The organism is Nitrosopumilus sp. b1, assembly GCF_014078545.1.
In the GTDB taxonomy this organism is placed as follows: domain Archaea; phylum Thermoproteota; class Nitrososphaeria; order Nitrososphaerales; family Nitrosopumilaceae; genus PXYB01.
Window position 1 is genome coordinate 33991 of the sequence record NZ_MU078712.1, and the last position, 26959, is coordinate 60949.

The 26959-nt window shown below is 35.3% G+C and carries 29 protein-coding genes and 1 tRNA gene; 21 read left to right on the plus strand and 9 right to left on the minus strand.

The window, feature by feature from the left end:
- Positions 1-13 precede the first annotated feature (13 nt).
- From C6988_RS01205 to C6988_RS01225, 5 genes are all read left to right on the plus strand, one after another.
- Entirely contained in the window at positions 14-1405 is a 1392-nt protein-coding gene (locus C6988_RS01205) for a phenylalanine--tRNA ligase subunit alpha (protein WP_182132771.1), read from the plus strand.
- Positions 1396-3018, plus strand: coding sequence for a phenylalanine--tRNA ligase subunit beta (gene pheT, locus C6988_RS01210; protein WP_182132773.1), 1623 nt, complete (start codon positions 1396-1398; stop codon positions 3016-3018). The genes C6988_RS01205 and pheT overlap by 10 nt, the downstream gene beginning before the upstream one ends.
- Before the next feature lie 235 nt (positions 3019-3253).
- Positions 3254-3661 carry an EVE domain-containing protein gene (locus C6988_RS01215; RefSeq protein ID WP_182133265.1) on the plus strand — a complete coding sequence of 136 codons (408 nt, stop codon included), beginning with the start codon at positions 3254-3256 and terminating at the stop codon, positions 3659-3661.
- 43 nt (positions 3662-3704) lie between these two features.
- Positions 3705-3944: an Lrp/AsnC family transcriptional regulator gene (locus tag C6988_RS01220; protein ID WP_182132775.1), complete on the plus strand. Its 240-nt coding sequence runs from the start codon at positions 3705-3707 to the stop codon at positions 3942-3944.
- Between the two features lie 18 nt (positions 3945-3962).
- Positions 3963-4529: a hypothetical protein gene (locus C6988_RS01225; RefSeq protein WP_182132777.1), complete on the plus strand. Its 567-nt coding sequence runs from the start codon at positions 3963-3965 to the stop codon at positions 4527-4529.
- 274 nt (positions 4530-4803) lie between these two features.
- Here the strand turns inward: C6988_RS01225 and C6988_RS01230 are convergent, their stop codons facing one another.
- Positions 4804-5436: a hypothetical protein gene (locus tag C6988_RS01230; protein ID WP_182132779.1), complete on the minus strand. Its 633-nt coding sequence runs from the start codon at positions 5434-5436 to the stop codon at positions 4804-4806.
- 145 nt (positions 5437-5581) lie between these two features.
- On the opposite strand from C6988_RS01230, the gene C6988_RS01235 reads away from it, so the two are divergent.
- Entirely contained in the window at positions 5582-7849 is a 2268-nt protein-coding gene (locus C6988_RS01235) for an aconitate hydratase (RefSeq protein WP_182132781.1), read from the plus strand.
- 21 nt (positions 7850-7870) lie between these two features.
- On the opposite strand, the gene C6988_RS01240 is transcribed toward C6988_RS01235, so the two are convergent.
- Positions 7871-8022 (minus strand) — tRNA-Trp (locus C6988_RS01240).
- Positions 8023-8110: 88 nt separating this feature from the next.
- Between C6988_RS01240 and C6988_RS01245 the strand changes: the two genes are divergently transcribed.
- From C6988_RS01245 to C6988_RS01265, 5 genes are all read left to right on the plus strand, one after another.
- Complete coding sequence (locus C6988_RS01245; protein WP_182132783.1) at positions 8111-8641, plus strand: hypothetical protein; 531 nt, start codon at positions 8111-8113, stop codon at positions 8639-8641.
- 76 nt (positions 8642-8717) lie between these two features.
- On the plus strand, positions 8718-9686 hold the full coding sequence (gene pdxS / locus C6988_RS01250) for a pyridoxal 5'-phosphate synthase lyase subunit PdxS (RefSeq protein ID WP_182132785.1): 969 nt from the start codon (positions 8718-8720) through the stop codon (positions 9684-9686).
- Complete coding sequence (pdxT, locus tag C6988_RS01255; RefSeq protein WP_182132787.1) at positions 9683-10306, plus strand: pyridoxal 5'-phosphate synthase glutaminase subunit PdxT; 624 nt, start codon at positions 9683-9685, stop codon at positions 10304-10306. Before pdxS ends, pdxT begins: the two co-directional genes overlap by 4 nt.
- A gap of 75 nt (positions 10307-10381) precedes the next feature.
- Positions 10382-12301 carry a hypothetical protein gene (locus C6988_RS01260; RefSeq protein WP_182132790.1) on the plus strand — a complete coding sequence of 640 codons (1920 nt, stop codon included), beginning with the start codon at positions 10382-10384 and terminating at the stop codon, positions 12299-12301.
- A 2-nt stretch (positions 12302-12303) separates the two neighbouring features.
- Positions 12304-12990 (plus strand): hypothetical protein, encoded by a 687-nt coding sequence (locus C6988_RS01265; protein ID WP_182132792.1) that lies wholly within the window; start codon positions 12304-12306, stop codon positions 12988-12990.
- 111 nt (positions 12991-13101) lie between these two features.
- Here the strand turns inward: C6988_RS01265 and C6988_RS01270 are convergent, their stop codons facing one another.
- From C6988_RS01270 to C6988_RS01280, 3 genes are read right to left on the minus strand one after another with little or no spacing between them, the layout of a single operon-like run.
- A complete protein-coding gene (locus C6988_RS01270; RefSeq protein WP_182132794.1) occupies positions 13102-15417 on the minus strand; it encodes a valine--tRNA ligase in 2316 nt (771 codons plus the stop codon).
- A gap of 3 nt (positions 15418-15420) precedes the next feature.
- Complete coding sequence (locus C6988_RS01275) at positions 15421-16239, minus strand: 6-pyruvoyl trahydropterin synthase family protein (RefSeq protein ID WP_182132796.1); 819 nt, start codon at positions 16237-16239, stop codon at positions 15421-15423.
- Between the two features lie 55 nt (positions 16240-16294).
- Positions 16295-16573, minus strand: a complete 279-nt coding sequence (locus tag C6988_RS01280) for a 4a-hydroxytetrahydrobiopterin dehydratase (protein WP_182132798.1) — start codon at positions 16571-16573, stop codon at positions 16295-16297.
- Between the two features lie 77 nt (positions 16574-16650).
- Between C6988_RS01280 and C6988_RS01285 the strand changes: the two genes are divergently transcribed.
- Complete coding sequence (locus C6988_RS01285) at positions 16651-17406, plus strand: asparagine synthase C-terminal domain-containing protein (RefSeq protein ID WP_182132800.1); 756 nt, start codon at positions 16651-16653, stop codon at positions 17404-17406.
- On the opposite strand, the gene purB is transcribed toward C6988_RS01285, so the two are convergent.
- Entirely contained in the window at positions 17399-18760 is a 1362-nt protein-coding gene (gene purB, locus C6988_RS01290; protein ID WP_182132802.1) for an adenylosuccinate lyase, read from the minus strand. The genes C6988_RS01285 and purB overlap by 8 nt on opposite strands.
- Before the next feature lie 605 nt (positions 18761-19365).
- Here purB and C6988_RS01295 point away from each other — a divergent pair.
- The 3 genes from C6988_RS01295 to C6988_RS01305 are packed head-to-tail and all read left to right on the plus strand — an operon-like array spanning position 19366 to position 21539.
- Positions 19366-20814: an RtcB family protein gene (locus tag C6988_RS01295; protein ID WP_182132804.1), complete on the plus strand. Its 1449-nt coding sequence runs from the start codon at positions 19366-19368 to the stop codon at positions 20812-20814.
- Positions 20811-21221 carry a DNA-binding protein gene (locus C6988_RS01300; protein WP_182132806.1) on the plus strand — a complete coding sequence of 137 codons (411 nt, stop codon included), beginning with the start codon at positions 20811-20813 and terminating at the stop codon, positions 21219-21221. The genes C6988_RS01295 and C6988_RS01300 overlap by 4 nt, the downstream gene beginning before the upstream one ends.
- Positions 21222-21224: 3 nt before the next feature.
- A complete protein-coding gene (locus C6988_RS01305) occupies positions 21225-21539 on the plus strand; it encodes a hypothetical protein (RefSeq protein ID WP_182132808.1) in 315 nt (104 codons plus the stop codon).
- On the opposite strand, the gene C6988_RS01310 is transcribed toward C6988_RS01305, so the two are convergent.
- Complete coding sequence (locus C6988_RS01310; RefSeq protein ID WP_182132810.1) at positions 21536-22045, minus strand: 30S ribosomal protein S11; 510 nt, start codon at positions 22043-22045, stop codon at positions 21536-21538. The two genes, C6988_RS01305 and C6988_RS01310, sit on opposite strands and share 4 nt — an antisense overlap.
- 140 nt (positions 22046-22185) lie before the next feature.
- Here C6988_RS01310 and C6988_RS01315 point away from each other — a divergent pair, with 140 nt between their 5' ends.
- Positions 22186-23496 (plus strand): sodium-dependent transporter, encoded by a 1311-nt coding sequence (locus C6988_RS01315; protein WP_182132812.1) that lies wholly within the window; start codon positions 22186-22188, stop codon positions 23494-23496.
- A gap of 110 nt (positions 23497-23606) precedes the next feature.
- A complete protein-coding gene (locus C6988_RS01320) occupies positions 23607-23960 on the plus strand; it encodes a hypothetical protein (RefSeq protein ID WP_182132814.1) in 354 nt (117 codons plus the stop codon).
- Positions 23961-24036: 76 nt separating this feature from the next.
- Here C6988_RS01320 and C6988_RS01325 read toward each other — a convergent pair whose 3' ends face one another.
- On the minus strand, positions 24037-24546 hold the full coding sequence (locus C6988_RS01325) for a ferritin (RefSeq protein WP_182132816.1): 510 nt from the start codon (positions 24544-24546) through the stop codon (positions 24037-24039).
- 196 nt (positions 24547-24742) lie between these two features.
- On the opposite strand from C6988_RS01325, the gene C6988_RS01330 reads away from it, so the two are divergent.
- From C6988_RS01330 to C6988_RS01345, 4 genes are all read left to right on the plus strand, one after another.
- Positions 24743-25210, plus strand: coding sequence for a hypothetical protein (locus C6988_RS01330; protein WP_182132818.1), 468 nt, complete (start codon positions 24743-24745; stop codon positions 25208-25210).
- 121 nt (positions 25211-25331) lie between these two features.
- A complete protein-coding gene (locus tag C6988_RS01335; protein ID WP_182132820.1) occupies positions 25332-25550 on the plus strand; it encodes a hypothetical protein in 219 nt (72 codons plus the stop codon).
- A 314-nt stretch (positions 25551-25864) separates the two neighbouring features.
- Positions 25865-26110 (plus strand): hypothetical protein, encoded by a 246-nt coding sequence (locus tag C6988_RS01340; protein ID WP_182132822.1) that lies wholly within the window; start codon positions 25865-25867, stop codon positions 26108-26110.
- 91 nt (positions 26111-26201) lie between these two features.
- Positions 26202-26582, plus strand: a complete 381-nt coding sequence (locus C6988_RS01345) for a hypothetical protein (protein WP_182132824.1) — start codon at positions 26202-26204, stop codon at positions 26580-26582.
- A 176-nt stretch (positions 26583-26758) separates the two neighbouring features.
- Here the strand turns inward: C6988_RS01345 and C6988_RS01350 are convergent, their stop codons facing one another.
- The gene (locus C6988_RS01350) at positions 26759-26959 is read right to left on the minus strand and encodes a hypothetical protein (protein ID WP_182133302.1); all 201 of its coding nucleotides are present in this window, start codon (positions 26957-26959) and stop codon (positions 26759-26761) included.

The window sequence follows — 26959 nt, forward strand, 5'->3', positions numbered from 1 at the left end:
AGAACTTTGTGCTGTGTCTCAGGTTTTTCATGATATAGAAAAAAAAATTATCAGAATTTTAAAAGAAAAGCCAAAAATTTCTCCTGAAAAACTTGAAGAAGAAACTGCACTCTCCACTGATCAAATAAGACGTGGAATAGAATGGCTTAAGCTAAAGAATCTTCTTGATGTTTCAGAAACTAAAAGGACATTAATCAAATTAGGTAAAAATGGTCTTGAATCAAAAACAAATGGCTTGCCTGAAAGACAATTACTTGATTTACTAAAAGACGGACCAAAACAACTTCAAGATTTACAAAAAGAGATGAAATCTGTTTTTGGCCCTGCAATGGGAATAGCAAGAAAAAACAACTGGATAAAATCAGATGGTGATAAAATTTTACTTAACAATCCTCCCTTAGAATTACCAGGTGAAAAAATCATCAACCAAATTGGTGAAAGTAAAATATCACTTGACGAAATTAGTAACAAGTCTGATTATAATTCACTTGTTAAAAGACCGGATTTTATTACTGAAGAAATTACAACATCAAAGATAATTTCGCTTTCTGAAAATGCTCGCAATATTGAATTGGATAATACAAGCGGTGCAATAGATGTAGAAGCAGAGACTCCAAAAGTTTTTGCTGCAAGAACCCATCCTCTTAAAGATACCATTGATGAGATTCGTGAAACTTTTGTGACATTGGGTTTCTCAGAAATTTTTGGCAATTTATCTCAGTCAAGTTTTTGGAATTTTGATGCACTATTCACTCCCCAGGATCATCCTGCACGAGAGATGCAGGATACCTTTTACTTGAAAAATATACGTGATAAAAAGCCAGCCACTCCAACTCAGATTAAGAATGTCTCTTCTTCACACAAAAAAAACTGGCGATACCAATGGGATATTTCTGAAGCACAAAAAATGGTTTTGCGAACTCATACTACATGTGTGACAATAAAATATCTTGCAGAACAAAAGCCTGATGAGGCTAGGGTTTTTTCATTAGGCAGAGTCTTTAGGAATGAAAAAGTTAGCTACAAGCATCTTGTTGAATTCAATCAAATTGAAGGCATTGTCGTTGGTAAAAATGCAACTCTTCGTGATCTTATGGGAATTCAAAAAGAATTCTACAAGCGTTTAGGATTGACCAAAATAAAATTCTGGCCTACGTTTTTCCCATACACTGAGCCATCACTCCAGACAATGGTTTACAATGATCGATTAGGAAAATGGGTTGAGCTCTTTGGTATGGGAATATTTAGACCAGAAGTCACAAAACCATTGGGAATTACCAAACCTGTGTTAGCATGGGGTGGTGGTATTGAAAGAATTGCCATGCTGAAATATGATCTAGATGATGTTAGAGAATTTTACAATAATAATCTTAGCTGGTTGAGGAGCACACCAAAATGCCAGTAGTTGAATTAAGTTATTCTAGACTTGAGAAACTTATCGGTAAAGTTTCAAGAAAGCAAATTCTTGAAAGTCTTCCATATCTTGGCTTAGATATTGAATCTGAATCAAAAGATGAAATTAGAATTGAATACAGTCCTAACCGACCTGACTATTCCACTGATTTTGGAATTGCATTGGGAATGCAAGGATTACTCGGCACTAAAAAAGGTCTATACCAGCTAAAAATTTCTTCTGGCTCTAAAAAAATACTGGTAGATTCTTCAATATCAAAAATTAGACCATACGTTACTAGCATAGTTGCAAAAGGTGGTTCAATTGATGATGCTACTATTAAGCAGCTCATGGTAATGCAAGAAGATCTTCATTTTGGAATTGGTAGACGAAGAAAAAAATCCTCTATTGGCATTCACGACCTAGATACAATATCGTTCCCACTAAAGTATACTACAACTGATAAAAATCATAAATTTACTCCACTTAATTCAAATCAAGAGCAAACTATCACTGATATTCTACAAAACACCGATGTTGGAAAAGATTATGGTGGTATACTTGGAAATTCAACGAAATTTCCAATTATTTTAGACTCCAAGGGGAAAACCGTATCATTTCCTCCAATAATCAATGCTTCAATGACTACTGTTACTACTAAAACAAAGAATCTTCTTGTAGAAGTTACTGGTCTAAACAAAGATGATGTAGAAGACTCTCTTTCTGTAGTTGCAACCATTCTTCAAAGTGCAGGATTTAAGCTAGAGTCGGTGAAAATTTCTGGCTCCAAAAACTCTTCACCACTCTTAAAAAATAAAAAACTAACATTTGATTCTGACCTAGTAAACAAAACACTTGGAACAAATCTTACTACATCACTGATATGCTCATGCTTGAAAAAATCCAGATTAGATGCAATCGCTAAAGGAAAAAAGATAGAGTGTACTATACCTCGATACAGATTTGATATCTTTGGCCCAATGGATTTAGTTGAAGAAGTTGCACTAGGTTATGGAATTCAAAACTTGGAACCTGTATTATCTCCATCATTAACTGTTGGTCAAAAAAACCAATTTTCAGAAAAACTCAAAACTCTAAGCTCTGTTTTGGTTGGACTTGGATTTACAGAAGCACTAAACTCTAGTTTGACCAGTGAACGAATTCTTTACAGTTCTACTCAAAGAGATCCTAAAGGCAGTATCTCTGTTGTTGATTCCAAAAGTCAAGAGCACACAATTTTACGTGACTCACTTCTTCCAGGATTGATTGAAAATCTCTCACGAAATATTCATGAACAGTACCCTCAGAAATTATTTGAAATCGGCACAGTCTTTACACTTGGAAATCCAATTAATGAAACAACACATATTGCTTGTGTCAGTGCACACCAATCATCAAATTTCACTGAAATAAAATCTATCATGCAATCTATGTTAAAGACCGCATTCAATCTTGACTCACAGACAAAGACATCCTCAGAGTCTTTGTTCAAAAAAGGCAGATCAGCCAAAGTCATTCTTAATGGAAACTCAATTGGAACAATTGGAGAAATTGATTCAGCAATAATTGAAAATTTTAAGATTAGAGTTCCGGTAGTGGGATTTGAAATCAACCTGCCTGGTTAATATTTGACCAAGTGTATTGTATTTTGCCCAAGAGCAAGCACGCAGACGGATTGGGATGAGGTGATCGTATTGATTTCAATGATTTCTAATTCACCCAGGTGTGCTACATTCGGGCAACCCCGGTTAGAAAAACCCAAGGAGGTTAATGGCTAAAAACACCAATGATCTTGCGCGAGTCAGAACCGGGGAACATTCTCTTACAAAAATAATTAAACCCTGTATTGATAGGATTTTCATGGTAAACTATTGGCTTGCAAAACAAGAACCTTCAAGTTACAATTTTGAAACTCTAAAGAAAGAAAAAAAAACTGTCTGGGATGGCGTGCATAACAATTTGGCACTAAAACATATACGCAATATGAAAAAGGGTGATCAAGTTTTGTTTTATCACTCAGGTGACCAAAAACAAGCCGTAGGAATTATGGAAGTTACAAAAAACCCCTACCCAAATCCTGATGAAAAAGATGAAAGATATGTTGTTGTAGATGTAAAATACAAGAGTCAGCTCAAAAATCCAGTAACCTTATCTGAAATGAAAAAACAAAAAAAATTCAAAAACTGGGAATTATTACGCATTTCTAGGCTATCTGTCATGCCAGTTCCTAAAGAAATCTGGAGTAGCATACTAAAATTATCAAAATAGCCAAATCGGTTTATTGATATAGCCGTATTTCCTAAAGCAGTACATGGCAACAGCTTATGTTTTAATAAACTGTGAACTCGGTTCTGAGGAAGCTATCATTCAGCAACTAAAAGGCCTTGAAGGCGTACGTGAAGTACATGGAACTTTTGGCGCATATGATATTTTAGCAAAAATTGAATCAGATACCGTGGAAAAACTGAGAGAAACCATTACATGGAAAATTAGAAAGATCGAAAAAATTAGATCAACTCTAACATTAATGGGTATCGAAGGCCAAACCTAACCATCTATTTTTCTTAAAATGCTTCTGCATTTCATTTTTGTAATAAAGGAAGAAGATTATGGAAAACGAAACGAAGAGTTTCAATATGTTATTCATATGGGAAATTTTTACAAAAAATGGATTAAAGAAAAATTCTCAAAAGATTATGATGTCAAATGTGATGAGATGATCACTGGTCATAGAGGTCTACTTGAAAGACTTGACACCAATGCTCTACTAAGAGATCATCGGCAACGTGGAGAGGACACATTTCATTTTTACCTTTCACATTTTAGGCCGTTTTGGACTGACTGTACCTGTGAAGGATACTTTGCTCAAAATTTTGCCATGATACATTGGCAAAAACCAAAAACCACTGATGATGTTATGTTTTTGGCAGAAAAAAACTGTACTACTGTATCTCATGAATTATCTCATGAGTTACTAAGGCAAGCAGGTTATAAAAAATTCAAAGAAGATGTTCACGATGTCTGGACTAGACACTTTTATGCAAATTTGCCATTTGAACAATATGGAGAAAATTTTGAAAAGACCAATGACAAACCAATGTTTCTTACAATGGACGTCTCAAGCTTTCGGTTATAGTGTTCTCACCATTTTCTTTTAATCTAATTTTTGTTACTCTTTTCATGTTTTCGTGTAAGGGCTTGTGCCAAACATCATTAAAGCATCTTCTAGGTAATGTGTTGTTGAGATATAATTCTGGCCAAAAACGTTGTAGTGTTTGCAGTGTTTATATCAATTGGAAGGGAACAAAATGTCCTTGCTGTAATACTGTTTTACATACAAGACCGCGTCACTCTAAAGATAAAACAAAATACTATGAATCAGATGACGTAAAATGGTTATGAGAAAATGACTAGCACTTTGTTACAGAATAAATATTGTTTTCAAAGTTAGCAGTTTTAAAATCAAGCTTATTTTCAGGATCATTACTTCTTGATTTGCTTAGTTTTTCAAGCTCAACTAGTGCTTCACCCTTGAATCCAACAGAAGAACCATAAATTGCATCAGTGAGCATAGTTCCCTGCTCACCTTTCTTAATGTCATCTACAATATCATAGAATTTGACTGTATCTTTTTTTGCAATTTGATTTCCAGTAGCTTTGTTAAATGCTACTGCAATATACATTCCATTATTTTTTACTGCTACAGGAACCTTGTGATTTTTTCCTGATTTTCCAGGAATTAATTCATTAATCAAAACTTCACATTTGTGATACATGCTTGATACATATGCATAAAATCTGTATTGGGCATACTTTCCAGCATCATCCTCTTCACAGTCTACAAAGACTTTGTGTAAAAGCTCTAGTGCTTGATCATTCATACTTTGTAATCTATCGTCGATTCTACCTCTCTCTAATAATTCTGAATTTGATTCCTTTGCAACCAGCTCTAAAATGAAATCTGGCAAATTGTAATTTTTCAGAGCAGCTACAAATGCACCTGCTTGAGACATTCCAAATTTTGGGAAACCTTTGTTGACCATTTTTAATCACATTTGTAATAAGATACTCTTATTCTCCCCCTAATAGTAAAAGGCAGTTTTCGCTTATAATTGTTAAGAAAAATCCATTATAATACAGAAAAATCACTTTGATAGTATTAAATTCCGGTTTATTTGTTGTACAAACATGGAAATTGAAACAACACCTTCTATGGTTTCCAAAGTTTATGCAAAATTAGAAGAAAATATTTCAAAATATAGAAAGGTTGTAAACAGACCTCTCACTTTGGCTGAAAAAATTCTAGCAGGCCATTTAGTAGAAGTGGAAAACAAGAATCTCGATGATGGTAAAAATTATGTTTTCTTACGTCCAGATAGGGTTGCATGTCAAGATGTTACTGGTCAAATGGTAATGCTCCAGTTTATGTCAACAGGTCTTAAGCAAACTAGTTTGCCAACTACAATTCATTGTGATCATCTTATCAGAGCACAAGTTGAAGGCGAAACCGACATGCGCGTTTCACTAGATGAAAATAGTGAAGTATTCAAATTTCTTGAATCATCTGCAAGTAAACATGGAATAGGATTTTGGAAACCCGGTGCCGGAATAATTCACCAAGTTGTTTTAGAGAACTATGCATTTCCAGGCGGTCTGATGATTGGCACAGACTCTCACACTCCAAATGCTGGTGGTCTAGGAATGGTTGCAGTTGGTGTTGGCGGTGTTGATGCAGCAGAAACAATGGCTGGAATGCCCTGGGAGATTCTCTATCCAAAAAGAATAGGTGTCTATTTGACTGGTGAACTAAACGGATGGACAGCACCAAAAGATATCATTTTACGTGTTGCAGGAGAGCTGACTGTCTCTGGTGGTACCAATGCCATAATAGAATACTTTGGACCGGGAACAAAATCGATCAGCTGTACCGGAAAGGCAACAATTACTAACATGGGTGCAGAAATTGGTGCTACATGTTCAATATTCCCATATGATGAAAGAATGGAAACTTATCTCAATTACACTGAACGAAAAGAATTAGCTGAACTTGCAAATAAAAATAAAAAATTACTGGTTGCAGATCCTGAGGTAGAAAAAGATCCAAAAAAGTATTTTGATAAGGTAATCGAGATTAATCTTTCAACACTTGAACCACACATAGTTGGGCCACACACTCCTGATCTTGCAAGACCAATATCAAAACTAAATGATGATGTCCAAAAAGAAAAATACATTGATGAAATTTCTGTAGCACTAATTGGTAGTTGTACAAATTCATCATATGAGGACATGTCTCGTGCTGCCAGCCTAGCAGAACAAGCAATCAACAATGGTGTTAAATCTAAAATTCCTTTACTAGTAACACCTGGTTCTGAGCAGATTAGAGCAACAATAGAAAGAGATGGACAGATGACCTCTCTAAAAGAAATTGGAGCAACAGTTCTTGCAAATGCATGTGGTCCATGTATAGGACAATGGAATAGACCAGAATTAAAAAAAGGTGAACAAAATACCATCATTACTTCATTTAACAGAAATTTTCCTGGAAGAAACGATGGAAGACGTGAAACAATGAATTTCATTGCTAGTCCAGAAATGATTATTGCACTTGCATTAGGTGGTAGACTTTCCTTTAATCCACTTACTGATTACATTACGACTCCTGATGGTAAAAAATTCAAACTCGAAGCACCAAAAATTGCACCAGAAGTTCCAAAAGATGGATTCAAAAAAGCAGAAAATGTCTATGTTCCACCTTCTAAAAACCCTGAAAGTGTTGAGGTAATAATTAATAAAAATAGTAACAGACTACAAGTTTTAGAACCATTTGAAAAATGGGATGGAAATGACTTTGTTGATTTTCCAATAATGGTAAAAGCTAAAGGAAAATGCACAACAGATCACATCTCTCCTGCAGGGCCTTGGCTTTCTTTTAGAGGTCACCTTGATAATCTAAGTGATAACATGCTCCTTGGTGCAGTTAATGCGTTTAACGATGAAGTAGGAAAAGGAAAAAATCAACTTAATGATAAAATGGAGCCATTTCCACAAATTGCTCGTCAGTATAAAGAAAAGCAAATTCGGTGGTTAATAATTGGCGACTCTAATTATGGAGAGGGAAGCAGTAGAGAACACGCTGCAATGTCACCGCGTTATCTCAACTGTGCAGCAGTTATTGCAAAAAGTTTTGCCAGAATTCATGAAACAAATCTGAAAAAACAGGGACTTTTGGCATTAACATTTGAGAATCCAAAAGATTATGATAAAATAAAAGAAAATGACAAGATCAGCATCATAAATCTTAAAGAAATGAAGCCATCTCAGCCTGTCAAATGTGTAATCACTCATGATGATGGTACCAAAGATGAAATTTCATTGGTTCATTCGTATAACCAAATGCAAATTGAATGGTTCAGAGCAGGCTCTGCACTAAATGTACTGCGAAATAAAGAGTAAAAATTTTAATTTAAAATAACGTGGGGCCGACCGGAATCGAACCGGCGACCTACGGGTCACTACAGCTCCAAACTCACATCATCTTTTCATCAGTAGCTTAGTTTAACCTCTGGAGCCCTTAGCGGTGATCTATTCGTAGACACTGTCGCCCTACCAGGCTAGGCTACGACCCCACGGCTAATGCACAAATTAACTCGAATTTTAAGTTATTTTTACCAAGATTTATTGCTAATAGAATAATTTCATAATTATTAGAAAATCATGGTCAAACCAATCTTGTTAGTTTTAGGTGCAATTCCAGCAATTGTAGCAATATTGATTGCAATTCCAATGATCACTAAACCTGACATTCCTTACAGTGCATCAGTTCCTAGTGATATTATAGAAATTGAATTTACCAAACACAATATCAAAAAGGTTTCATTTGGTGTTACAGAAAGAACAATTCCACAAACATCTGAGATCCTCATCATAAAAGACAACGGAGATGTACGATACACAATTACTAAAGGTGGGGAACCACAACCAGACAAGCATTTTAAACTTGATGAAGCAACACTCAAAAAATTATCTGCAATCATTAAAGAGACTGGTTTCATGGAAATTCCATCAGAATCATTCCCTGTAAGCGACGAGGCAGATAATTATGATAGATTTTCAGTAAAGGTGACCCTAAATGGTGCAGTAAAGCAAATTTATTGGCCGGAGCAAAACGCCACCAACAAATTTGTTCCCCCAATAATCACCCTAGTTGAAACTGAACTTGAACAGGTAATATCAAAAATTAGCTAGATTCCTTTTCTTACTACGTATGATATTGTGTTAAAAAAGTGAATAGGTACAAATAGGATATGATGAGACTTTTACCATGATTCCACTTTCAGGTGATCTAAGAAACGCAAAAGGCATTGTAACTGAAAACATTGATGCAACTTCAATCACTCGCGGTACTTCAACCCTTAAACGAGGTTTTGCTCATATGCTAAAAAATGGTGTAGTAATGGATGTCACCACTGTAGAGCAAGCTCAAATCGCCGAAGAAGCAGGAGCAGTTTCCGTTATGGTTTTAGATAAACTTCCTTCTGATGTTCGCAAAGCAGGCGGTGTGGCAAGAACTGCAAGCATTAGAGTTATTCAAGATATTATGGATTCTGTTACAATCCCAGTTATGGCAAAATGCAGGATTGGCCATGTCTATGAAGCTCGAGTATTACAAGAGACTGATGTTGACATGATTGATGAATCAGAAGTATTGACGCCCGCAGATGAAACCCATCATATTTGGAAATGGGATTTTACTACGCCTTTTGTTAATGGTGCCCGTTCTCTTGCAGAAGCATTACGAAGAGTCGAAGAAGGAGCTGCAATGATTCGAACAAAAGGAGAGCCTGGAACAGGAAACGTTGCAGAAGCTGTAACCCACATTAAAAAAGTCAATGATGAATTACGTGCAATTAAATCAATTTACGATTCAGGTGATAACCAAGATCTTGTCCGAATTGCCAGAGAGTTCAAGGTTTCTTATGACCTTGTAGAGCAAACAGCAAAAACTGGTAGACTGCCTGTTGTAAATTTTGCAGCAGGTGGTATTGCAACTCCTGCTGATGCTGCATATCTAATGTCATTAGGATGTGATGGAATCTTTGTTGGTTCTGGAATCTTCAAAGCAGAAGATGCAAAGGAACGTGCAAGAGCAGTAGTACTTGCAACAACATTTTGGGAAGAACCAGATAAAGTAAAAGAAGCTCAAAAAATGATTGATGAAAGACAATCAATGTTGGGTCTTGACGTCAACACACTTGAATTAAGAATGCAGGATCGTGGAAGTTCAGCATGAGTGGATTAAACATAGGGGTATTTGGAATTCAAGGAGATGTAGCTGAGAACATCAATTCTACTAAACAGGCATTAGATGAATTAGGTGAAACTGGAAATGTTACTCTTGTAAAAACTCCCGACGAAATCGAAAATCTAGATGGATTGATAATTCCCGGTGGAGAAAGCACGATGATGGGACAACTCTCTTTAGTAAATGGTTCATTAAAAAAAATCAAAGAAAAAATTGAGTCAGGAATGCCTGTATTTGGAATATGTGCTGGATTAATTCTGCTATCAAAAAATGCAAAGGATAGAGTAGTTGGCAAAACTGATCAGCCATTATTAGACATACTTGATGTACATGTTGAACGAAACTCGTTTGGGAGACAAAGAGAATCATTTGAAGCAGAAATTGACATGCCTGAAATCGGAATTTCTGATTTTAACGGTGTGTTTATCCGGGCACCATCAATATCTGACGTTGGAAGCAACGTTGAGATTCTTTCAAAATACAACGAAAAAATTATAGCAGTAAAACAAGGTAATATCGTAGGAACAGCATTTCATCCAGAGCTAACCGTTGATGGCTCAATGCACAAATATTTCGTGAATCTAATAAAACAGTCAAAACTAAATTAAAATTGTCTGTTTGATCACTCAAACTAATCATTCCTTAGCAATTCTTTTTAAAGATGAATAATTTTTTACTGTAAAATGGCTCAAAACATGCTTTTGGCAGGGTTTGCAATTCTTACATTATTACTAGGATTCTCAAGCGCAGTTCTGGATTTTCAGGCATTTGCACAAACATCAGATGATGACAGAAAGGATGTTGCCCAAGACAGACTGGAACAGCAACGAATTGAAGCAAAAGAAAAGGCTGAGCAGAGAATGCAGGAAGCAAGAGAAAAAGCCGAAGAACGTAAAGAGCAAGCACGTGATCATCTTGATGATAGAGAAAAAGAAGCACGTGAAAAACTAGAACAAAGAAAACAAGAAGCACGTGAAAAACTAGAACAAAGAAAACAAGAAGCACAAGACAAAGTTGAAGATAGAAAACAGCAGGCACGAGAGAAATTAGAGGAGCAAAGAGAATTAGCAAAACAAAGATTAGATGAAAAAAGAGATGAAGTACGAGACACTGCTTCTGAAAAACGAGATGAAATCAAAGAACGATTAGAAGCCAAACGTGATGAAATAAGAGATAGATTAGAAGCAAAAAGAGACGAAGTACGAGATAATATTTCCGATAAACGTGATGAGATTAGAGATAGATTAGAAGCAAAAAGAGACGAAGTACGAGATAATATTTCCGATAAACGTGATGAGATTAGAATTAAAGTTTTAGATAAAAGAGAAGATATCCGTGAAAAATTAATTGATAAAAAACAAGAGATTAAAGATAAAGTAAAGGCCGACGTTCTTGATATAGTCAAAGATAAGATCAAAGACAAATTATCCGATAAAGCAAAAGATGTTGCTAGAGAGAAACTACAACTAAGAATTTCTGATGAAATTCATGATAAAATGATTCAAAAAGCACGAACAGAAGTTGCTGCTTCCGCTAAAGCAAATGTCATAGGTGATGTTCGTGATAAAATTACAGATGATGTTCGTGACAGAGCAATTGAAGCATTACGTGCAAACTCTGACCGATTAAGCGACGAAATGAAGGATCGTTTGATTGATGAATTACGTGACAAGGCAAAGTACAAAGCAGATTTGATTAAAGCAAAGATAAAAGAATCTGGAAATGATAAGTTCCAACAATTAAAGATTCTGTACAAAGAAAAAATTATTGATAAAGCAAATGAACGATTAGACACTATACGTGATCAAATCAAGTCACCTAGATTAGTTGATCAAGTAGAGGATGGCACTTACTATGGAATAAATCCTGACATTCCTGAGGAAGAAACCGTAAACTATTCACTCGAATTCAGGGGTGATGCCGTAAAGCAAACCGATTCCAGTGTGATTAAAGATGTAACTGGCAATTTGATATTGGAACTAGCTAATGCTGGTGATGTAAATGCAAAACTCAAAGTGATTGGTGGTGACTTTACAATAATTGATCCTGCAACTGGAGATGTGATCAACGTATGGGATGCATCATTTGGAAGAGCACGAGTATTATTTGACAGAAATGCTATGCAAGTTACTGTTAACGCAGTAGATACCAATGGAAAACATGGTACATTTAGAATGCAGGCTGATACTAACGGTGTATTCCCAATAACATCTGGTGAAATAATGGATATTCATGCAACACATGGCCGAACATCAATTTCTGGTTCATGGATTCTTGATTTTGATGGAACACTAAGTGTTGACACTATAATTCCAATTAGCGAATTCAGTGATGTAGAAGCTGATGTCCAGGCTGACATTGTTTCATCAGAACTCACTGAAGAGGCAACAGATGAAATTATTGATGATATTGAGGTAAACCTTGATGAAATCTTAACTGATGAGGAATTATCTGATTTCACTGAAGATGAAATAAGAGAAATAGAATCAGAGCTAACTGCTGAAATTGTATCTGAACTAGAGGATGAAGTAAGCGATGAAATCGAGGATGACATCCAAGATGATGTGAAACAAGCAATCAATGCTGTTTCAGATGAGGAATAACCATGAAAACAATACAATATTCTATATTTGCAATTCTCGGGTTATCGTTGATTGGTTTTTCATCATTTGCCTATGCAGAGTCTGGCTCAATGTCAATCTTAGATCAAACTGTAGATTATGATATTGAAAACGGTCAGGTTGTTGATATCTATCTAGACGTTGACTTTGTAGAATTGATTTTAGATTTTGTTGCAGTTGATGATGGCATTGTAGAGATAACCATACCACGAGGACTATTGGATTCTAAATTAAGCGAGACTGAGGATGATATCTTTTTCATATTGGTTGATGGCTTTGAGACAGAGTACATTGAGATTGAATCTGCTATAGGTACAAGAACTTTGGTGATCCCTTTCTTTGGAGGCGATGAGCAAATTGAGATTATTGGAACTACCGCATTAGAGCCTGTCAAGATGGCAGAAATTGAGATTCCAGGCTGGGTTAAGAACAATGCCGGTTGGTGGTCAGAAGGTGTGATTCCTGACTCTGATTTCGTATCAGGCATTCAGTACATGATTACTAATGGAATCATGACTATTCCTGAAACAGAATCTGGTCAATCAACCAGTGCTGACATACCAGGCTGGGTTAAGAACAATGCCGGTTGGTGGTCAGAAGGTAAAATTCCTGACTCTGATTTTGTCTCTGGAATACAATATTTGATAACAAATGGAATCATTGGCATCTAAACTGAATCTTCCTTAATCTTTCGAACAATTAGATAAGCTGCAATACCTGCAACAATCGCTCCAATTATCCATAGATCAAAATCCATTTGAATAGTAATTGGAACTACTTGTTTAAATCAAATTATGCATTGATGTCAAGTCTTTTTCAAACGGAACAAGACTAGGTGGAACTTTAATTGCAATTGAATCCTTTAATGAAAGGTCCTTACTCTTTTTTTCATTCCATACTTTGGAGTTGAATTCTTCTATCTCTTTGGTTATGGCACTCATATCTGTATGATCCTCTACTTCTACTTGCTTTTGTTTGTGGATGCTCTCTTCTGAGTAGAGTGTCTTCCATAGATGCTCTGTTATGAAAGGAGTGATTGGAGCCATGAGTTTCAATATTGTTGATAAGACTTTGTGAAGAGTATAGATTGCGGCATTTTTCTCTTCATCAGAAAATCCAATTCCATATGCTCTTGCCTTTACCATTTCAATATAATGTGCAGCAAACAGATTCCATGTGAATTCTCTAATTGCAATTGCTGGTACAAAAAAGTTGTATTCGTCATATCCTTTCTTGCATTCTTTGATTAGCTTGTTTAATTCTGCTAGAATCCATTTATCAGAATCCAATATTTTTGTAGACTCAATAACTGGAAAACTAGATAAAAATCTTGAAACATTCCATAATTTGCTGAGGAATTTTTTTGTTGATTCTATCTTTTGCTCATTGCATCTAAAGTCATATCCGTGATTTATCTCACTTGCACTCCAAAATCGGAAAGTGTCTGCACCAAACTTTTCTACTACCGGCAAAGGATCAATTGCGTTTCCCTTACTTTTGCTCATCTTCATTCCTTTTTCATCAAGACCATATCCCATAATCCAGGCTTCAGCCCATGGTTTTTTTCCGGTAAGCTGTTCACATCTTAGGAGTGTATAGTATAACCACGTTCGAACAATATCCTTTGCCTGTGGTCTGATTCCAGTGGGGTATGTTTTTTTGAAAAACTCTTCATCTTTTTGGAATTTAGTCACAAATAATGGTGAAACACTGGAATCCATCCATGTATCAAACGTTCTGTCTTCTCCTACAAATTCAGAATTACCGCACTTTGTACACTTCTTTATTGGAGATTCATCCTTCCATGGTTTGAAATATTTACCTGGCTCTGGCACATGTGGTTCTGAACATTTCTTACAATACCAGATGGGAATCTCAGTTCCATAGAAACGACGTCTTGAGATTGGCCAATCAATGGAAATTGACTCCAACCAGTTCATCAAAATTTGTTTGTGCATATTGGGATGAAATTTAATCTCAGAACCAAGTTCTTTCATTTTTTCCACTGAATCTATCTGTTTCAGATAATATTCCTCCATTGGAATGATCTCAATTGGAGTTTTGCTTCTCTCTGAAACTGGAGTTCTATGTGAAATCTCTTCAATTTTTTCTACAAAGCCTTTTGTTTGCAGATCTTCAATGATCTTTGTTCTTGCCTGTTTTGGTTTCAATCCTTGATATTCTCCAGCAGACTCTGTCATCCTTCCATCTAGCCCAATTGCAATGACTTCGTCTAGCTTTAGCTCTCTGAATAATGCAACATCATTTTGATCTCCATAGCTACATACCATTACTGCTCCTGAACCAAATTCTTTCTGAGCAGAGTGATGTGTTTTAATTTCAACCTCGTTTCCAAAAATTGGAACGATTAATTTTTTCCCTACAAGTTTTGTGTATCTTTCATCTTCTGGATTTACAATCACTGTTTTACATGCGCACAATAGTTCCGGTCTTGTACTTGCAATGATGATCTCCTCACTAGAATCACTTACTTTGAATTTCATGTATACTAGCTTAGTTGGGATATCTTCGTATGTTATCTCTGCATCCGCAATTGTAGTGCCAGATACCCAATCATAGTTATTTGGACGTGTAGCAAGATACACTTGACCCTTCTTCCATAGCTCTATGAAAGTTGCCTGAGTGAGTGACCTGTATTCTTCAGAATCTGTTCTATAATGCTCATCAATGCCACCACTTATTCCTAAATTCTTCATTATCTGAATCATCTCTGCTTCCAAGTCATCTAATGCTTCTCTGCACAATTCTAGGAATTTTCCTCGTTCTGTTTCCCTCATTCGAATGTTGTACTTTTTTTCAGTGTAGAGTTCTACAGGAAGTCCATTTCTGTCAATTCCTATAGGAAAATAGACATTTTTACCAGCCATTCTTGCAGTTCTTGCAATCATGTCAATCTGAGCATAATGAGCTGCTGCTCCAATATGCCATGGCCTCCCAGATGGATACGGCGGAGGCGTATCAATTGTAAAATTTTCATTTGCTAGTTGAAACTTGTATAGGTTAGTTTCTTGCCAATTCTCTCTGATCTTCTTTTCTAATTCTGGATTCCAGGCTTTCTCTTGGATTTTTGGTTCCATCTTCTATTTTCTTGCAATGTTTGAGATGATATGGGAACCCTTGTTGTATCCCTCGTAAATGTAAACTCCTACTGCTTCTACATTTGGAGGAAGTTTTGGTGCTAAAATTTTGATAATTTCAGTTGAGAGGTTCTCTACGGTAGCTTCTCCCTCTAAAAGATATGTTGTATTCTTTGGAACTTGTAAATCAAATACTCCTTTTGGTCCATCAAATGAAATGTGATAGTGCGAATCATCTTCTTTGTTCATGTATTTTCTATTTATGAAGAACTTATGATCAAATACTCCGATTACTTCTTTGATGATCTTTTTTGCCTCACCAAAATCAATTAGGAGATTATTCTTCATCTGACCTACTAGCTCAACCATCACAGATGATGTGTGGCCATGAAGTATTGAGCATTTTTCCACTAGAGGAAGTATGTGCGCATAATCAAAAGTAAATGATTGATCTTCCATAAAGATTGAACCCGTCTGTGGATGTTTTTGATCATAAAATACAATATCCTGTAACTCTTTAATCTGTGCTGCATACTTTGGATGCCCAATTGCCATTACCTTGAAATCAGGTTTACTCTCTTTGATCTCTCTGTATTTTTCTATGTCTTCTTCATTATCGATTACTTCGATCAATCCTTTTTCTGTTTTAAAATCAACTTTGATCTTTTTCCCATTAACTTCTAACTCGTAATCATAATCATAATCTTGTCCCAAAAATGACAACATCTGGGCAATAGATAATTCTGTTCTACTTTTTAGAAGATTTCCCAATTTGTCAATATACCTAAAATCTGAATCAAGTACCGTCGGAGTTGTGGTCATTTGGAGTCTTTGGTCAGTAATCTGTATATAAATTCTGTAAAATAATTTTCAAAATCTATGCAAGAGAATTTAGAATTTCAGCAAGACAGATATCATTTTGAGTAATGCCTCCTGCATCATGAGTCATCAAATCAATTGATATTTTGTTGTAAACATTAAACCATTCTGGGTGATGATTCATCTTTTCTATCTCCATGGCTGCCCTTGTCATAAATCCAAATGCTTCATTAAATGAGGCAAATTCAAAATCCTTGTGTAGTTTTTCATCTCTGATTGACCACCCGGGAATGGATTTGAGAGCCTCCTCTATCTGTTCTTGGGGTAGTTTTTGCATAATTCAAGTTTGTTGTTGTTAAATTAATAGTTTCAACACCGCAACCACTTTGTATTGGATTTTTTATAAGTGAAATCATGGATGAGAATCAAAAGATTCTGCTTGAAAAAATCACAAATTCGATAAAATCTACAGTTGACGCAAAAAAAATTGGGGTTGCCTTTTCAGGAGGAGTAGACAGCACCATGATGGCAAAAATTCTATCTTCTCTGGGATATGATGTTACATTACTAACCGTCGGCTTCAAAGACTCTCATGATATTATGTTTGCAAAACAAGTCAATGAACTTCTTGGATTGCCTCACAAAATTCTTGAGATAGTTCCAAAAACTTTTGAAAAAATTTCAAAGGATATCAATACAAAAATCAAGACAGATAATTTATCATGGAATGAAAACTGTATTGCATTTTATTATGTTTCAAAACTTGCATCTAAAATAGGAATAAGGACTGTAGTTACTGCAAACGGCATTGATGAGTTGTTTTGTGGTTACAATGCGTATAGGGACGTTGTATCTGATGGGGAATCTGCAGTTTTAGAATTAATGGAGAAGAAACTTGCAAATGAAATAGAAATGATGAAAGCAGTAAACCTCATTTCTTCTGAGAACGAAGTAAAGATATTACAACCTTTGCTTACTTTTGATTTTATTAATTTTGCAAAAAAAATACCACTTGATGAGAAAATTCACGATAAGGATGATCTTATTAGAAAACACATCATACGAAAACTTGCTTTATCAGTTGGCGTTCCGGAAGTATCAGCTACTAAAAGAAAAAAGGCATTACAATATGGGACAAAAATTCACAAAACTTTGCTAAAGTCTAGGTAAATCTCTTCATATACTTTTGAACCGTTTTGTTTACATTTGAAATTATTGTAACCGAAGCTCCCAAGTGACGTTCTGGAACAAAGATGTCTTTGATCTCTTTTTCTGAAAGCTTTGATGATACTGCCTTGTCATTTTTTATTGCATCAAAGTAATCCATATTCTTGTCCTTTGCCTCAAATGCAATTCTTTGAACATCTCTATATGCTACAAATCTGGGTACACCTTTCTTGATTAGTGCCTCTAAAACAAATTCTGCAAAAATTTGGCCTTTAGTTTGGTAAAGGTTCTCTTTTATTCGCTTATCGTTTACTTGAAGGTTTGAGATTATCTTGATCATTGTTTCAAGCATCTCATCAAGTAAAATTGAGACCATAGGAAGCATAAATCGCTCATTGGCTGAATTGGATAGATCTCTTTCATGCCATAATGGAATATTTTCAAATGCTGTTCCAATTTGACTGCGCAAAATTTTTGAAAGTGAAGAGATTCTCTCGCTTTTGATTGGATTTCTCTTCACTGGAACTGCACTGCTTCCCATCTGACCTTTCTTAAATTGCTCAGCAACTTCACCGATTTCTGTCCTTTGAAGATTTCTAATCTCTATTGCAATTTTTTCTAATGTTGCACCGATTAATGATAACTGGAATACATACTCTGCATACCTTTCTCTTGGAATTATCTGCGTTGTAACTTCTGCAGGATATAGATTCAGTCTTTTTGCAACTCGCCTTTGAACCTCTACTGCTTTTACACCCATCAATGAACCAGTTCCAACTACGCCTAGAGTCTTACACATTAACACTCTTTTTTTGATCTCTTGAACTCTTTCCAAGTGTAGTGCCATCTCAGAAGCCCAGTTTGCAAATTTTAATCCAAATGATATAATGCTTGCATGCTGTCCATGAGTCCTGCCAACTGCAGGAAGCTCTTTGTACGTTACTGCTTTTTTTGCTAAAAGTATTGCAAGCTTTCCAATTTTAGGCTGAATTATAGAAATTGCATCCCTCATCTGCATTGAATTGCTTGTATCAACTAGATCATTACTTGTCAAGCCATAATGAATCCAAGGCCTTGTACTTGCAATGCATTTTTCACTTAATGCCTCAACAAGGGCTGCTGTGTCATGATCACTTTTTGCTTCTAATTGTTTTATTCTGTTGGCTGTAATCTTTCTTGATTTTGTAACTGCAAAAATGTTCTTTCCAGCTGATTTTGGAATTATTCCAATCTCGCCCTGTGAAATAGCAGCTGCACCTTCGATCTCTAATTGATAATTTACTTTATTTTGTTCATTAAAGATAGCTAGCATTTCTTTTGTTCCGTATCTTCCAGAATCTATTGGTAGAATTGCCAACATTTTGTATCATTTAGCATCGAAAATAAATCTACTTCTTTGGAGTCGATTTACGGTCAGTTTTTAGTCATTATTTATGACACTCACAATTACAACTTTTAGGAATACACCTGTGCGTTATACAGTCCTTGCACCCTTTACTTCGACCACTCTTTACTCGAAGCCACTCCTTATCCAACTTGAATCTATTAGATGATCTAGGAACATAAAGATGCTGAATATTTGATGCTTTAACCACTGAGAAAAAAGAAGTCTCCTTTACTTTGGAGACTGGTAATTACGTTAACTAGTTTATGTGAGCTTTTGGGCCACCAGCTAACACCGTGAGATGTCTCTGACTCAATGATTCACATAGTACTGTGTTTTTGTTAAAAAATTGGGGCCAAAAAGGATCACAATTAGGTTAATTTTGTAAACCTTCCATTACTGATTCAGTGATGGAAAGAATGCTCACTATCTTAAATACAAATTTTGTTAGAGGAATCAGTGCTAATCCAATCCTCGCTGAACCAGGGGAAAACAAGGTTTGGCTTGAGTCGATAGATTAGCGTTTTCCCCATTTTATATGATTTAAATTGCTTAATTTTGGATCTTAAGCGATTCTTATGTCTTCTTTAACTCCAAAAAAAGTTCGTGACAATGAATATGTAATAAATCCCGATTCATCAAACGGGCTTAAAGTACCCGTGAAAATTTTTGCAGACGAACAACTATTATCAAAAATGCTCACAGATAGAACAATTTCCCAAGCAATGAATGTTGCATCAATGCCTGGCATTGTAAGTCATGCAGTGGTACTACCGGATGGCCATGAGGGCTATGGATTTCCTGTTGGTGGTGTTGCCGCAATGGATGCAAATGAAGGGATGATTAGTCCTGGAGGAGTTGGTTATGATATCAACTGCGGAGTAAGACTGATTCGTACCAATCTTACAGCAGAAACAATGCGACCAAAACTAAAGGAACTTGTAACTGATTTGTTTAATACGATTCCTTCCGGTGTAGGCTCAAAAGGAGCGGTAAAGCTAAACACATCACAACTTGATGAAGTACTAGTTAGAGGTGTAAGTTGGGCAGTTGATCATGGTTATGGTACCAAAGATGACGTAAATGTTTGTGAAGAGTCAGGTCAGATTAAAGACGCAGATCCAAACAAAGTTTCTGATAGGGCACGCAAACGCGGAGCTCCGCAACTAGGAAGTCTTGGATCGGGAAACCATTTTCTTGAAATTCAGCAAGTATCTGAAATTCATGATGAGGAAGCAGCAAAAAGAATGGGAATTCAAAAAGGAAACATTACTGTTCTGATACATTGTGGCTCTAGAGGATTTGGTCATCAAGTGTGCAGCGATTATCTTAGAATATCTGAAAAAGCATTACAAAAGTATAACATCAATCTAAAAGACAGGGAACTTGCATGCGTTCCCAATTCTTCTGAAGAAGGCGAATCGTATAGAAAGGCAATGTTTGCAGCATTGAATTTTGCATGGAGTAATAGGCAGATGATCACGCACTGGACAAGAAAATCTTTTGAGCGAGTTTTCAAACAGTCAGAAGCAGATCTAGATATGAAATTAGTATATGATGTAGCGCACAACATTGCCAAAGTAGAAAAACACAAAATCGATGGAAAAGAAAGGTCTGTAGTGGTTCACAGAAAAGGCGCAACTAGAGCATTTCCTGCAAATCGAGATGAAATCCCACAAAAGTATAGGGATTTGGGACAACCAGTATTCATTCCAGGTTCTATGGGAACCGCAAGCTGGATTTTACTTGGGCAACCAAATTCTATGGATTTGACTTTTGGCTCTACTGCTCATGGTGCAGGAAGAATGATGTCAAGATCAAAGGCCAGAAGAGACTATACAGAGTCTGAAGTAAAACAATCACTTTCCGATAAAGGAATTTTCATTAAAGCATTAACAAGAGATGGAGTAGTGGAAGAGACACCTCAAGCATACAAAGATGTAGATGCAGTCGTCAATGTCTCTCATGATTTAGGTATTGCAACCAAAGTAGCAAAACTTGTACCTATTGGTGTGATTAAAGGTTGAGCGAAGAAGACAAGGAACTTGAACAACTAAAAGCAAAACGCCTAGCAGAGATGCAAAGAAACCTTTCTTCAAAACAGATGCAAGAATCTAATAAAACTCAAGCAAAGAAACCTGCTAAAAAGCCTCGTGAAATTTTGGTTGAGCAACTAGGGTTTCGTGGACTAGAAGTACTACAGAATGCTGAATCTCAATTTCCAAATGAGACTAGAATGGTAGTTGACAAACTTGCAGAGCTAATCACTTCTGGTGAAGTTGATGAAAAAATTGATGGTGGAAAACTTTTGATGCTCTTTCGCTCAATTGGAATTAATGTTAGAATGCAAACCAAAATTAACATTGAGCAGGATGGAAAGTTTGTCTCACTTTCAGATAAGCTAAGCACCAAAAACGAAGAGCCTAGTGAATGATTCATGCCAACCATTCTAGAAATCAGCTCCACAAAATACGACGATGATATCCCATTAATCAAAAAGGCACTGATTAATTTAGAATCAATCTGTGAAGTACGTGACGGATTTTTAATTAGTGAACCGATGGCAAGGTTTGGCTGGACATTTTTCAAGATTGCATTAAAGCCTAATCTGTTTTTTGCAATAGAAAAAAAATTTCATGACATGATAAACAACTCAAAGGGAAGAAAACCTGAAGACAGGTTTTCAAATTTTATGTCAGACTATTTTGCAGCTCGTGGGTGTGCAGTTAAGATAAAACTATTGGACTACTAGACTCTGCGTCCTCTTTTACCGCCTTTCTTTCTGGTGGTATCGTGAGGAATTGGTGTAACATCATCAATTCTACCAATTTTGAATCCGCCTCTAGCCAATGCTCTGATTGCAGCTTGTGCACCTGGTCCTGGAACTCTTGAACCGACTCCGCCAACTGCTCTAACTCTAATATGAAATGCTGTGAATCCTTTGGTTCTTGCTGATTCATTTACTGCATTTGCTGCTTTCATGGCAGCAAATGGTGATGATTCGTATCTGTCTGCATTAACATGGATTCCACCTGAGCTGATTGCAATTGTTTCAGCACCGGTAAGATCTGTCATGTGAATTATTGTATTATTATAACTGCTGTAAATATGGGCAATTCCCCATTTCTCCTTCTCTTCTGTCTTCTGCTCTGTCTTTTTTGATTTTGTTTTTACCTTAGTTTCCTCTACTTCGGCCTCTACTTGTTCTGGCTCTTCTACCTCTTCAATCTCTTTAACCTCGACTTCGGCTTCAGACAATGTGTACTCACGCCTTGAAGGGTTTAAAAAACATTAGTTTGACAAATAGTTCCTATTCTGACTTAGGTTTTCTCATTTTTAGCTAAAATTAAAGAAATCAGCTGATGATGAACTATTTGGGAAATTTACATCCTAATTTCATGAGCGATAAACAAGTAAAAACTGAGGCATGGGCTTCAGAATGGGGATTTCTTTTAGCATGCATAGGCTCTGCAGTTGGAATAGGTAACATCTGGAGATTCCCATATATTGTAGGTGAAAATGGCGGTGGTGCATTTCTAATTCCATTCATAATCATTGTTGGGAGTCTAGGGTTCGTTTTGATGTTACTTGAATTTGCAATAGGGAGAAGATACAAGTCTTCAATCGTTACTGGATTGGCAAGTATTTCTAAAAAATTCAAATGGGCTGGAGCAGCAATCGCATTAGTAGCATTTGCAATGCTTAGTTACTACCTTGTAATCTTAGGATGGGTTTTATCATATTTTATCTCAAATCTTGGTCAAACATTTTTAGAATTTGAAAAATTCACTCAGTCATATTATCCTGTATTAGCTTTTACGGCTGTTTTGATTTTGACTTTTATTATTGTACGACGAGGAATTACTTCTGGAATAGAAAAATTCAACAAGATAGGAATTTTGTTTCTAATAGGAATTATTATTCCTTTGATGATTTATGGTGTGACTTTACCTGGTTCCAGTGAAGGAATTTCATATTTTCTTAAGCCTGATTTTTCTAGAATTGGAGAACCACAAATTTGGTCAACTGCATTTGGTCAAGCATTTTTTTCTTTATCATTAGGTTCTGGCTCTTTACTTACCTATGGTAGCTACCTACGAGGAAAACATTCTCTGATCCGTTCTTCTTCAATAATTATTTCTGCAAATACAATGATATCGATATTTGCAGGAATTATGATTTTTTCATTTGTTTTCTCATTTGGAATGAACCCACAAGAGGGAATTCCATTAATCTTTGAAGTCTTACCGAATATTTTTTCTGACATTAATTTTGGCTTCTTTGTTGGTGCAATCTTCTTCTTCTTACTCTTAATAGCTGGACTAACTTCTGCAATAGGGCTTTTTCAAGTTCCAAATGCTTCTCTACAGGACTCATTTAATCTATCAAACAAAAAATCAAGTGCCATAATCGCAATTGGAATATTTTTGGTAGGTATTCCTTCAGCATTAAGTTATAGTCCAATTGAACTTGGTTTGTCAGGTGTTTTATTCCTAGATGGAATGGATTATGTATTTGGAACGTATGGTATCACAATCTCTGAACTGATTTTTGTAGTAGTGGTAACTTGGTTTGTTGATAAAAAGAAGATACTAGAAAATATTAACGCGACATCTAGATTCAATATACCACAATCGACAATATCTGTGGTAAAATATTCCTCACCAATTGTAATTATTGCAATACTAGTATCCACTGCAATTTTCTAGATTTATTTAATCATAAAAACAAAACAAACAGAATTTTAGAAATGCATCAAAAAAGATCATATCTATTCAAAACCTCTTAAATTTTTAAGTGATTATTTCTTATAATCAACATGGGGATTTTTGATCGATTCAGAAAAAAACAGATAGAAAATTTAGGCATTCAAGACCAAAAAATTAAATTTTTGGAAATAACCTGGACAGATCTCCTGACATGGCCAGCTGAAAAAACTAGTCAAGAGATACAAAGAAACCTTGTACCTTATTATAAAAAACTAAAGAAAATGCAGATAGATGAATTACGTAATATGAAAATTGAGATAGTAGAGTCAAGAGATAAACATCTGCAAATTCCAGATTCCTTATCACCAAATTTTCCCATGAATAAATTAGAAACTCCAAAATCCGAATTTACTAAATTGATTCAGGCTATTGAGGAAGAAATCAAAAATCGCAAACCAGAGTAAGACATTTTTCAATTACTTTATTTTTTGTGATGATATGATGAATGTAAATTACGAAACCAGCATGAATGGTTTTTAATTATTCTTTGTCTTGTTTGGAACCTATTCCATTCATGTACTTGTCAACCTCGTAGATGGCAAGTTTATCACGGCCTACGACTTCAAATTTTTGCAAAATATTATCAAAGGTTTCTTCTTCTTCGATCTGTTCTTTTACGAACCACTGCATAAAGTCAAATGTACGGCGATCTCTTTCTTTTTCTGCTAATGTGATGATTTGATGTATGGATTGTGTTACTTTTTGTTCATTCTCAAGCGAAGTCCTGATGATTTCCTCCAACGACTTGACATCTTTTTTTGGTTCAGAGCATGCAGATATGTCTGCCATAGTGCCTATTCTATTCATGTAATGAACTATCTTTAGCATGTGCTGTCTTTCTTCATCTGATTGAGCATAAAAAAAACTTGCAGCTCCTTCATACCCTGTTACTTCACACCATGAGGCCATTCCAAGATAAAAGCTTGAAGCATCAGATTCCATAACTATTTGCTCATTTAGAGATTTTCTCATCTCGTCTGATAGTTTCATACGTTACGTTTCGTTCTATTTGATAATAGTTTGTTTCTGATTTATTGTTTACAAAATCAATATTTGTATAATTTCATAATGTTAGCTTATGTTTTATTGATTTTACCTACTGTAAAAAATCAATGTCATAATAACAGCTGAAAGCAAGCATTATGCTTTACCAGTTTTTTAATAATATCCAGATTATCAATTCATAATGACAAAACAAAAAACACTGAGAATGTTGCTGGTTGTCTCTGCCTTAGCGGTAGGCATCGGTTTCATAGGAGAATCATATGCTGAAGTGCGTACTGATTACTTTGCATCAGGTGATATTAGACAAGGAATTAACTCTGATAACACAGATGAAAAAAGCAAAGTTGGATACTATGCAATTTCAGGCTTGGCTGATATGAGAAATTGGGTTCATGTTAGCATGGATTACTATCCGTCTGCTGATTCAACCTATGAAGTTCGTTTGGCAAATACCTCAACTGGCAATGAATTGGTTCTAGGTGAACTAAAAGGTGACGACAAGAGAGATCAATTCTCAACTGAAGAGGATCTTTCCGGGTATAATGTAATTAAGGTGTTTGAAATATCTGATACTGGTAATGTAGCATTGTCAGGACAGAGTTCTTTTGAATATCTTGATGCAGATAGAGCACCCACAAGACCCAACTAATTTTTTTTAATTATGAACTATGAAAATTCAATACGAGATTATCATAGTTCATAAGCTACATTTGAAAATTTCAGCTTGACGACTTACAAAATTATTTGATTATAGATAATTTATCTATTACATGGATAGGTTGTTGGTAATAGCTATTTTAGGAATTTGGGTTTCTACTGTAACTCTAATTGGAATATGGCTAGTTGATGATGGAATTATAACATTAGATTTTCTTGATAATTTTACAAAAAATTACATTCTCATTGAAAACCAAATTTATTTAATTGATATTAGCCCTATAGAATCTGTTTATTTTTCCTCTTTCATGGATAATATTTCGCTGCATTGAAAATGAGTTTAATTCATCGGGACATTATTGAAAACATAATTATCTGTGTTGTTGTGATACTTGGCGCATTCGTTATTGCACTTTTCCTTATAAATACAAATTTCTTTGAATTTGATTCGCAAAGTTTTTCTGATAATTTAACATCTTTTTGTAATAATCCACAATATTCTAAAATCGATTCTAATTTGCGTAATGCCCTCTGTGAGACATAGATCTCAAAATCAGCTATAGCAGATAATTTCAGCTATTTTTTTGAAATAATCTAATTAAAAACGGGATATGATGATGATTATGCGTATTTGGGGTGAGAAATAATGCAAGAGTCCCGAATTAGGACAAAGGCTGTTGTGGATACACTTCATGATCTTACTGAAATTATTTCTGATAGTGATGATTACCTCATACCTAAAGAAATTCTAGCAAAAACTGATCCTGAATTCTTACGAATTTCTGATGAAAATTTTGTTCCAAGACAGGTAGTGGACATTCTTGGCGTACTTACCAAACTGTATGATCGCGGGTATGTGGATTCAATTAAAGATATCCAAAAATTAAGATAATTTTTCATTAACAATTCTATGATGGGTATTTAGCTGAAATTCAACATAACAGCTTAGAAAACATTATCATATTTTTTCTACAAATTTACCCATGTCTGACTTAGAAAATAATGAACTTGTAAAGAATCTAATCGATGAGTTCCAGGCAAGCGGCTTGGAAGTAACATCGGCAAACTATGGGGGATTCAAAAAACCTCAAGCAATAAAAGATCAACGACCTGATGTTGTTGCATGGGATTCTGATAAACAACTATACTATTTGGGTTTGGTAGCCGATCCAGAAAAGATTGATCTAGAAAATATGGATGATAAACTAAAGATTCTGTCCAATCTGGTTATGGATGCAGGATCTACTCAAAATGCAAGACTCCCGTTCTATCTTGGTATTCCAAAAGGAAATGTAGTTGATGTAACAAAAATGTTAGATGAAAATAATATTCCACGAGATAATGTTTTTACTATAGAACTATAATTAATTTTCTTTTAAAATTAAACTAAAATATTTGTTTTATTAATTATTTTCAAAATTATTTTGTATTATTTGAATTTTTTTCCTAGCACATTCTAACGCTTCATTTTTTGTATGAAAATGTTTAGACTTTTGACATATTGAACATATGTCTTTGTGATTATCCTCTGATGACATATCTAAGACGCTAAAGTATTGATAACTTGTTTTTTAGGAAAGTTATAGTTTCGTTCTAATGGAATTATTGAATCATTAATGTGTGGTTTTGGATCTGAGCATTCTCCACATCTAGGGAAAATTATCTCTGCATCATAGTTTACTTCTCCAATACTTTTCTCACAAATTACACACTTTACTACTTTCTTATCGTAAATATTCAT

What these genes read in the sequence shown, in the direction of transcription:
- pheT (WP_182132773.1), top strand. Translation starts at nt 1,396, where the DNA reads ATGCCAGTAGTTGAATTAAGTTATTCTAGACTTGAGAAACTTATCGGT.
- C6988_RS01215 (WP_182133265.1), top strand. Translation starts at nt 3,254, where the DNA reads ATGGTAAACTATTGGCTTGCAAAACAAGAACCTTCAAGTTACAATTTT.
- C6988_RS01220 (WP_182132775.1), top strand. Translation starts at nt 3,705, where the DNA reads ATGGCAACAGCTTATGTTTTAATAAACTGTGAACTCGGTTCTGAGGAA.
- C6988_RS01225 (WP_182132777.1), top strand. Translation starts at nt 3,963, where the DNA reads ATGCTTCTGCATTTCATTTTTGTAATAAAGGAAGAAGATTATGGAAAA.
- C6988_RS01230 (WP_182132779.1), bottom strand. Translation starts at nt 5,436, where the DNA reads ATGGTCAACAAAGGTTTCCCAAAATTTGGAATGTCTCAAGCAGGTGCA.
- C6988_RS01235 (WP_182132781.1), top strand. Translation starts at nt 5,582, where the DNA reads ATGGAAATTGAAACAACACCTTCTATGGTTTCCAAAGTTTATGCAAAA.
- C6988_RS01245 (WP_182132783.1), top strand. Translation starts at nt 8,111, where the DNA reads ATGGTCAAACCAATCTTGTTAGTTTTAGGTGCAATTCCAGCAATTGTA.
- pdxS (WP_182132785.1), top strand. Translation starts at nt 8,718, where the DNA reads ATGATTCCACTTTCAGGTGATCTAAGAAACGCAAAAGGCATTGTAACT.
- pdxT (WP_182132787.1), top strand. Translation starts at nt 9,683, where the DNA reads ATGAGTGGATTAAACATAGGGGTATTTGGAATTCAAGGAGATGTAGCT.
- C6988_RS01260 (WP_182132790.1), top strand. Translation starts at nt 10,382, where the DNA reads ATGGCTCAAAACATGCTTTTGGCAGGGTTTGCAATTCTTACATTATTA.
- C6988_RS01265 (WP_182132792.1), top strand. Translation starts at nt 12,304, where the DNA reads ATGAAAACAATACAATATTCTATATTTGCAATTCTCGGGTTATCGTTG.
- C6988_RS01270 (WP_182132794.1), bottom strand. Translation starts at nt 15,417, where the DNA reads ATGGAACCAAAAATCCAAGAGAAAGCCTGGAATCCAGAATTAGAAAAG.
- C6988_RS01275 (WP_182132796.1), bottom strand. Translation starts at nt 16,239, where the DNA reads ATGACCACAACTCCGACGGTACTTGATTCAGATTTTAGGTATATTGAC.
- C6988_RS01280 (WP_182132798.1), bottom strand. Translation starts at nt 16,573, where the DNA reads ATGCAAAAACTACCCCAAGAACAGATAGAGGAGGCTCTCAAATCCATT.
- C6988_RS01285 (WP_182132800.1), top strand. Translation starts at nt 16,651, where the DNA reads ATGGATGAGAATCAAAAGATTCTGCTTGAAAAAATCACAAATTCGATA.
- C6988_RS01295 (WP_182132804.1), top strand. Translation starts at nt 19,366, where the DNA reads ATGTCTTCTTTAACTCCAAAAAAAGTTCGTGACAATGAATATGTAATA.
- C6988_RS01305 (WP_182132808.1), top strand. Translation starts at nt 21,225, where the DNA reads ATGCCAACCATTCTAGAAATCAGCTCCACAAAATACGACGATGATATC.
- C6988_RS01315 (WP_182132812.1), top strand. Translation starts at nt 22,186, where the DNA reads ATGAGCGATAAACAAGTAAAAACTGAGGCATGGGCTTCAGAATGGGGA.
- C6988_RS01320 (WP_182132814.1), top strand. Translation starts at nt 23,607, where the DNA reads ATGGGGATTTTTGATCGATTCAGAAAAAAACAGATAGAAAATTTAGGC.
- C6988_RS01325 (WP_182132816.1), bottom strand. Translation starts at nt 24,546, where the DNA reads ATGAAACTATCAGACGAGATGAGAAAATCTCTAAATGAGCAAATAGTT.
- C6988_RS01330 (WP_182132818.1), top strand. Translation starts at nt 24,743, where the DNA reads ATGACAAAACAAAAAACACTGAGAATGTTGCTGGTTGTCTCTGCCTTA.
- C6988_RS01335 (WP_182132820.1), top strand. Translation starts at nt 25,332, where the DNA reads ATGGATAGGTTGTTGGTAATAGCTATTTTAGGAATTTGGGTTTCTACT.
- C6988_RS01340 (WP_182132822.1), top strand. Translation starts at nt 25,865, where the DNA reads ATGCAAGAGTCCCGAATTAGGACAAAGGCTGTTGTGGATACACTTCAT.
- C6988_RS01345 (WP_182132824.1), top strand. Translation starts at nt 26,202, where the DNA reads ATGTCTGACTTAGAAAATAATGAACTTGTAAAGAATCTAATCGATGAG.
- C6988_RS01350 (WP_182133302.1), bottom strand. Translation starts at nt 26,959, where the DNA reads ATGAATATTTACGATAAGAAAGTAGTAAAGTGTGTAATTTGTGAGAAA.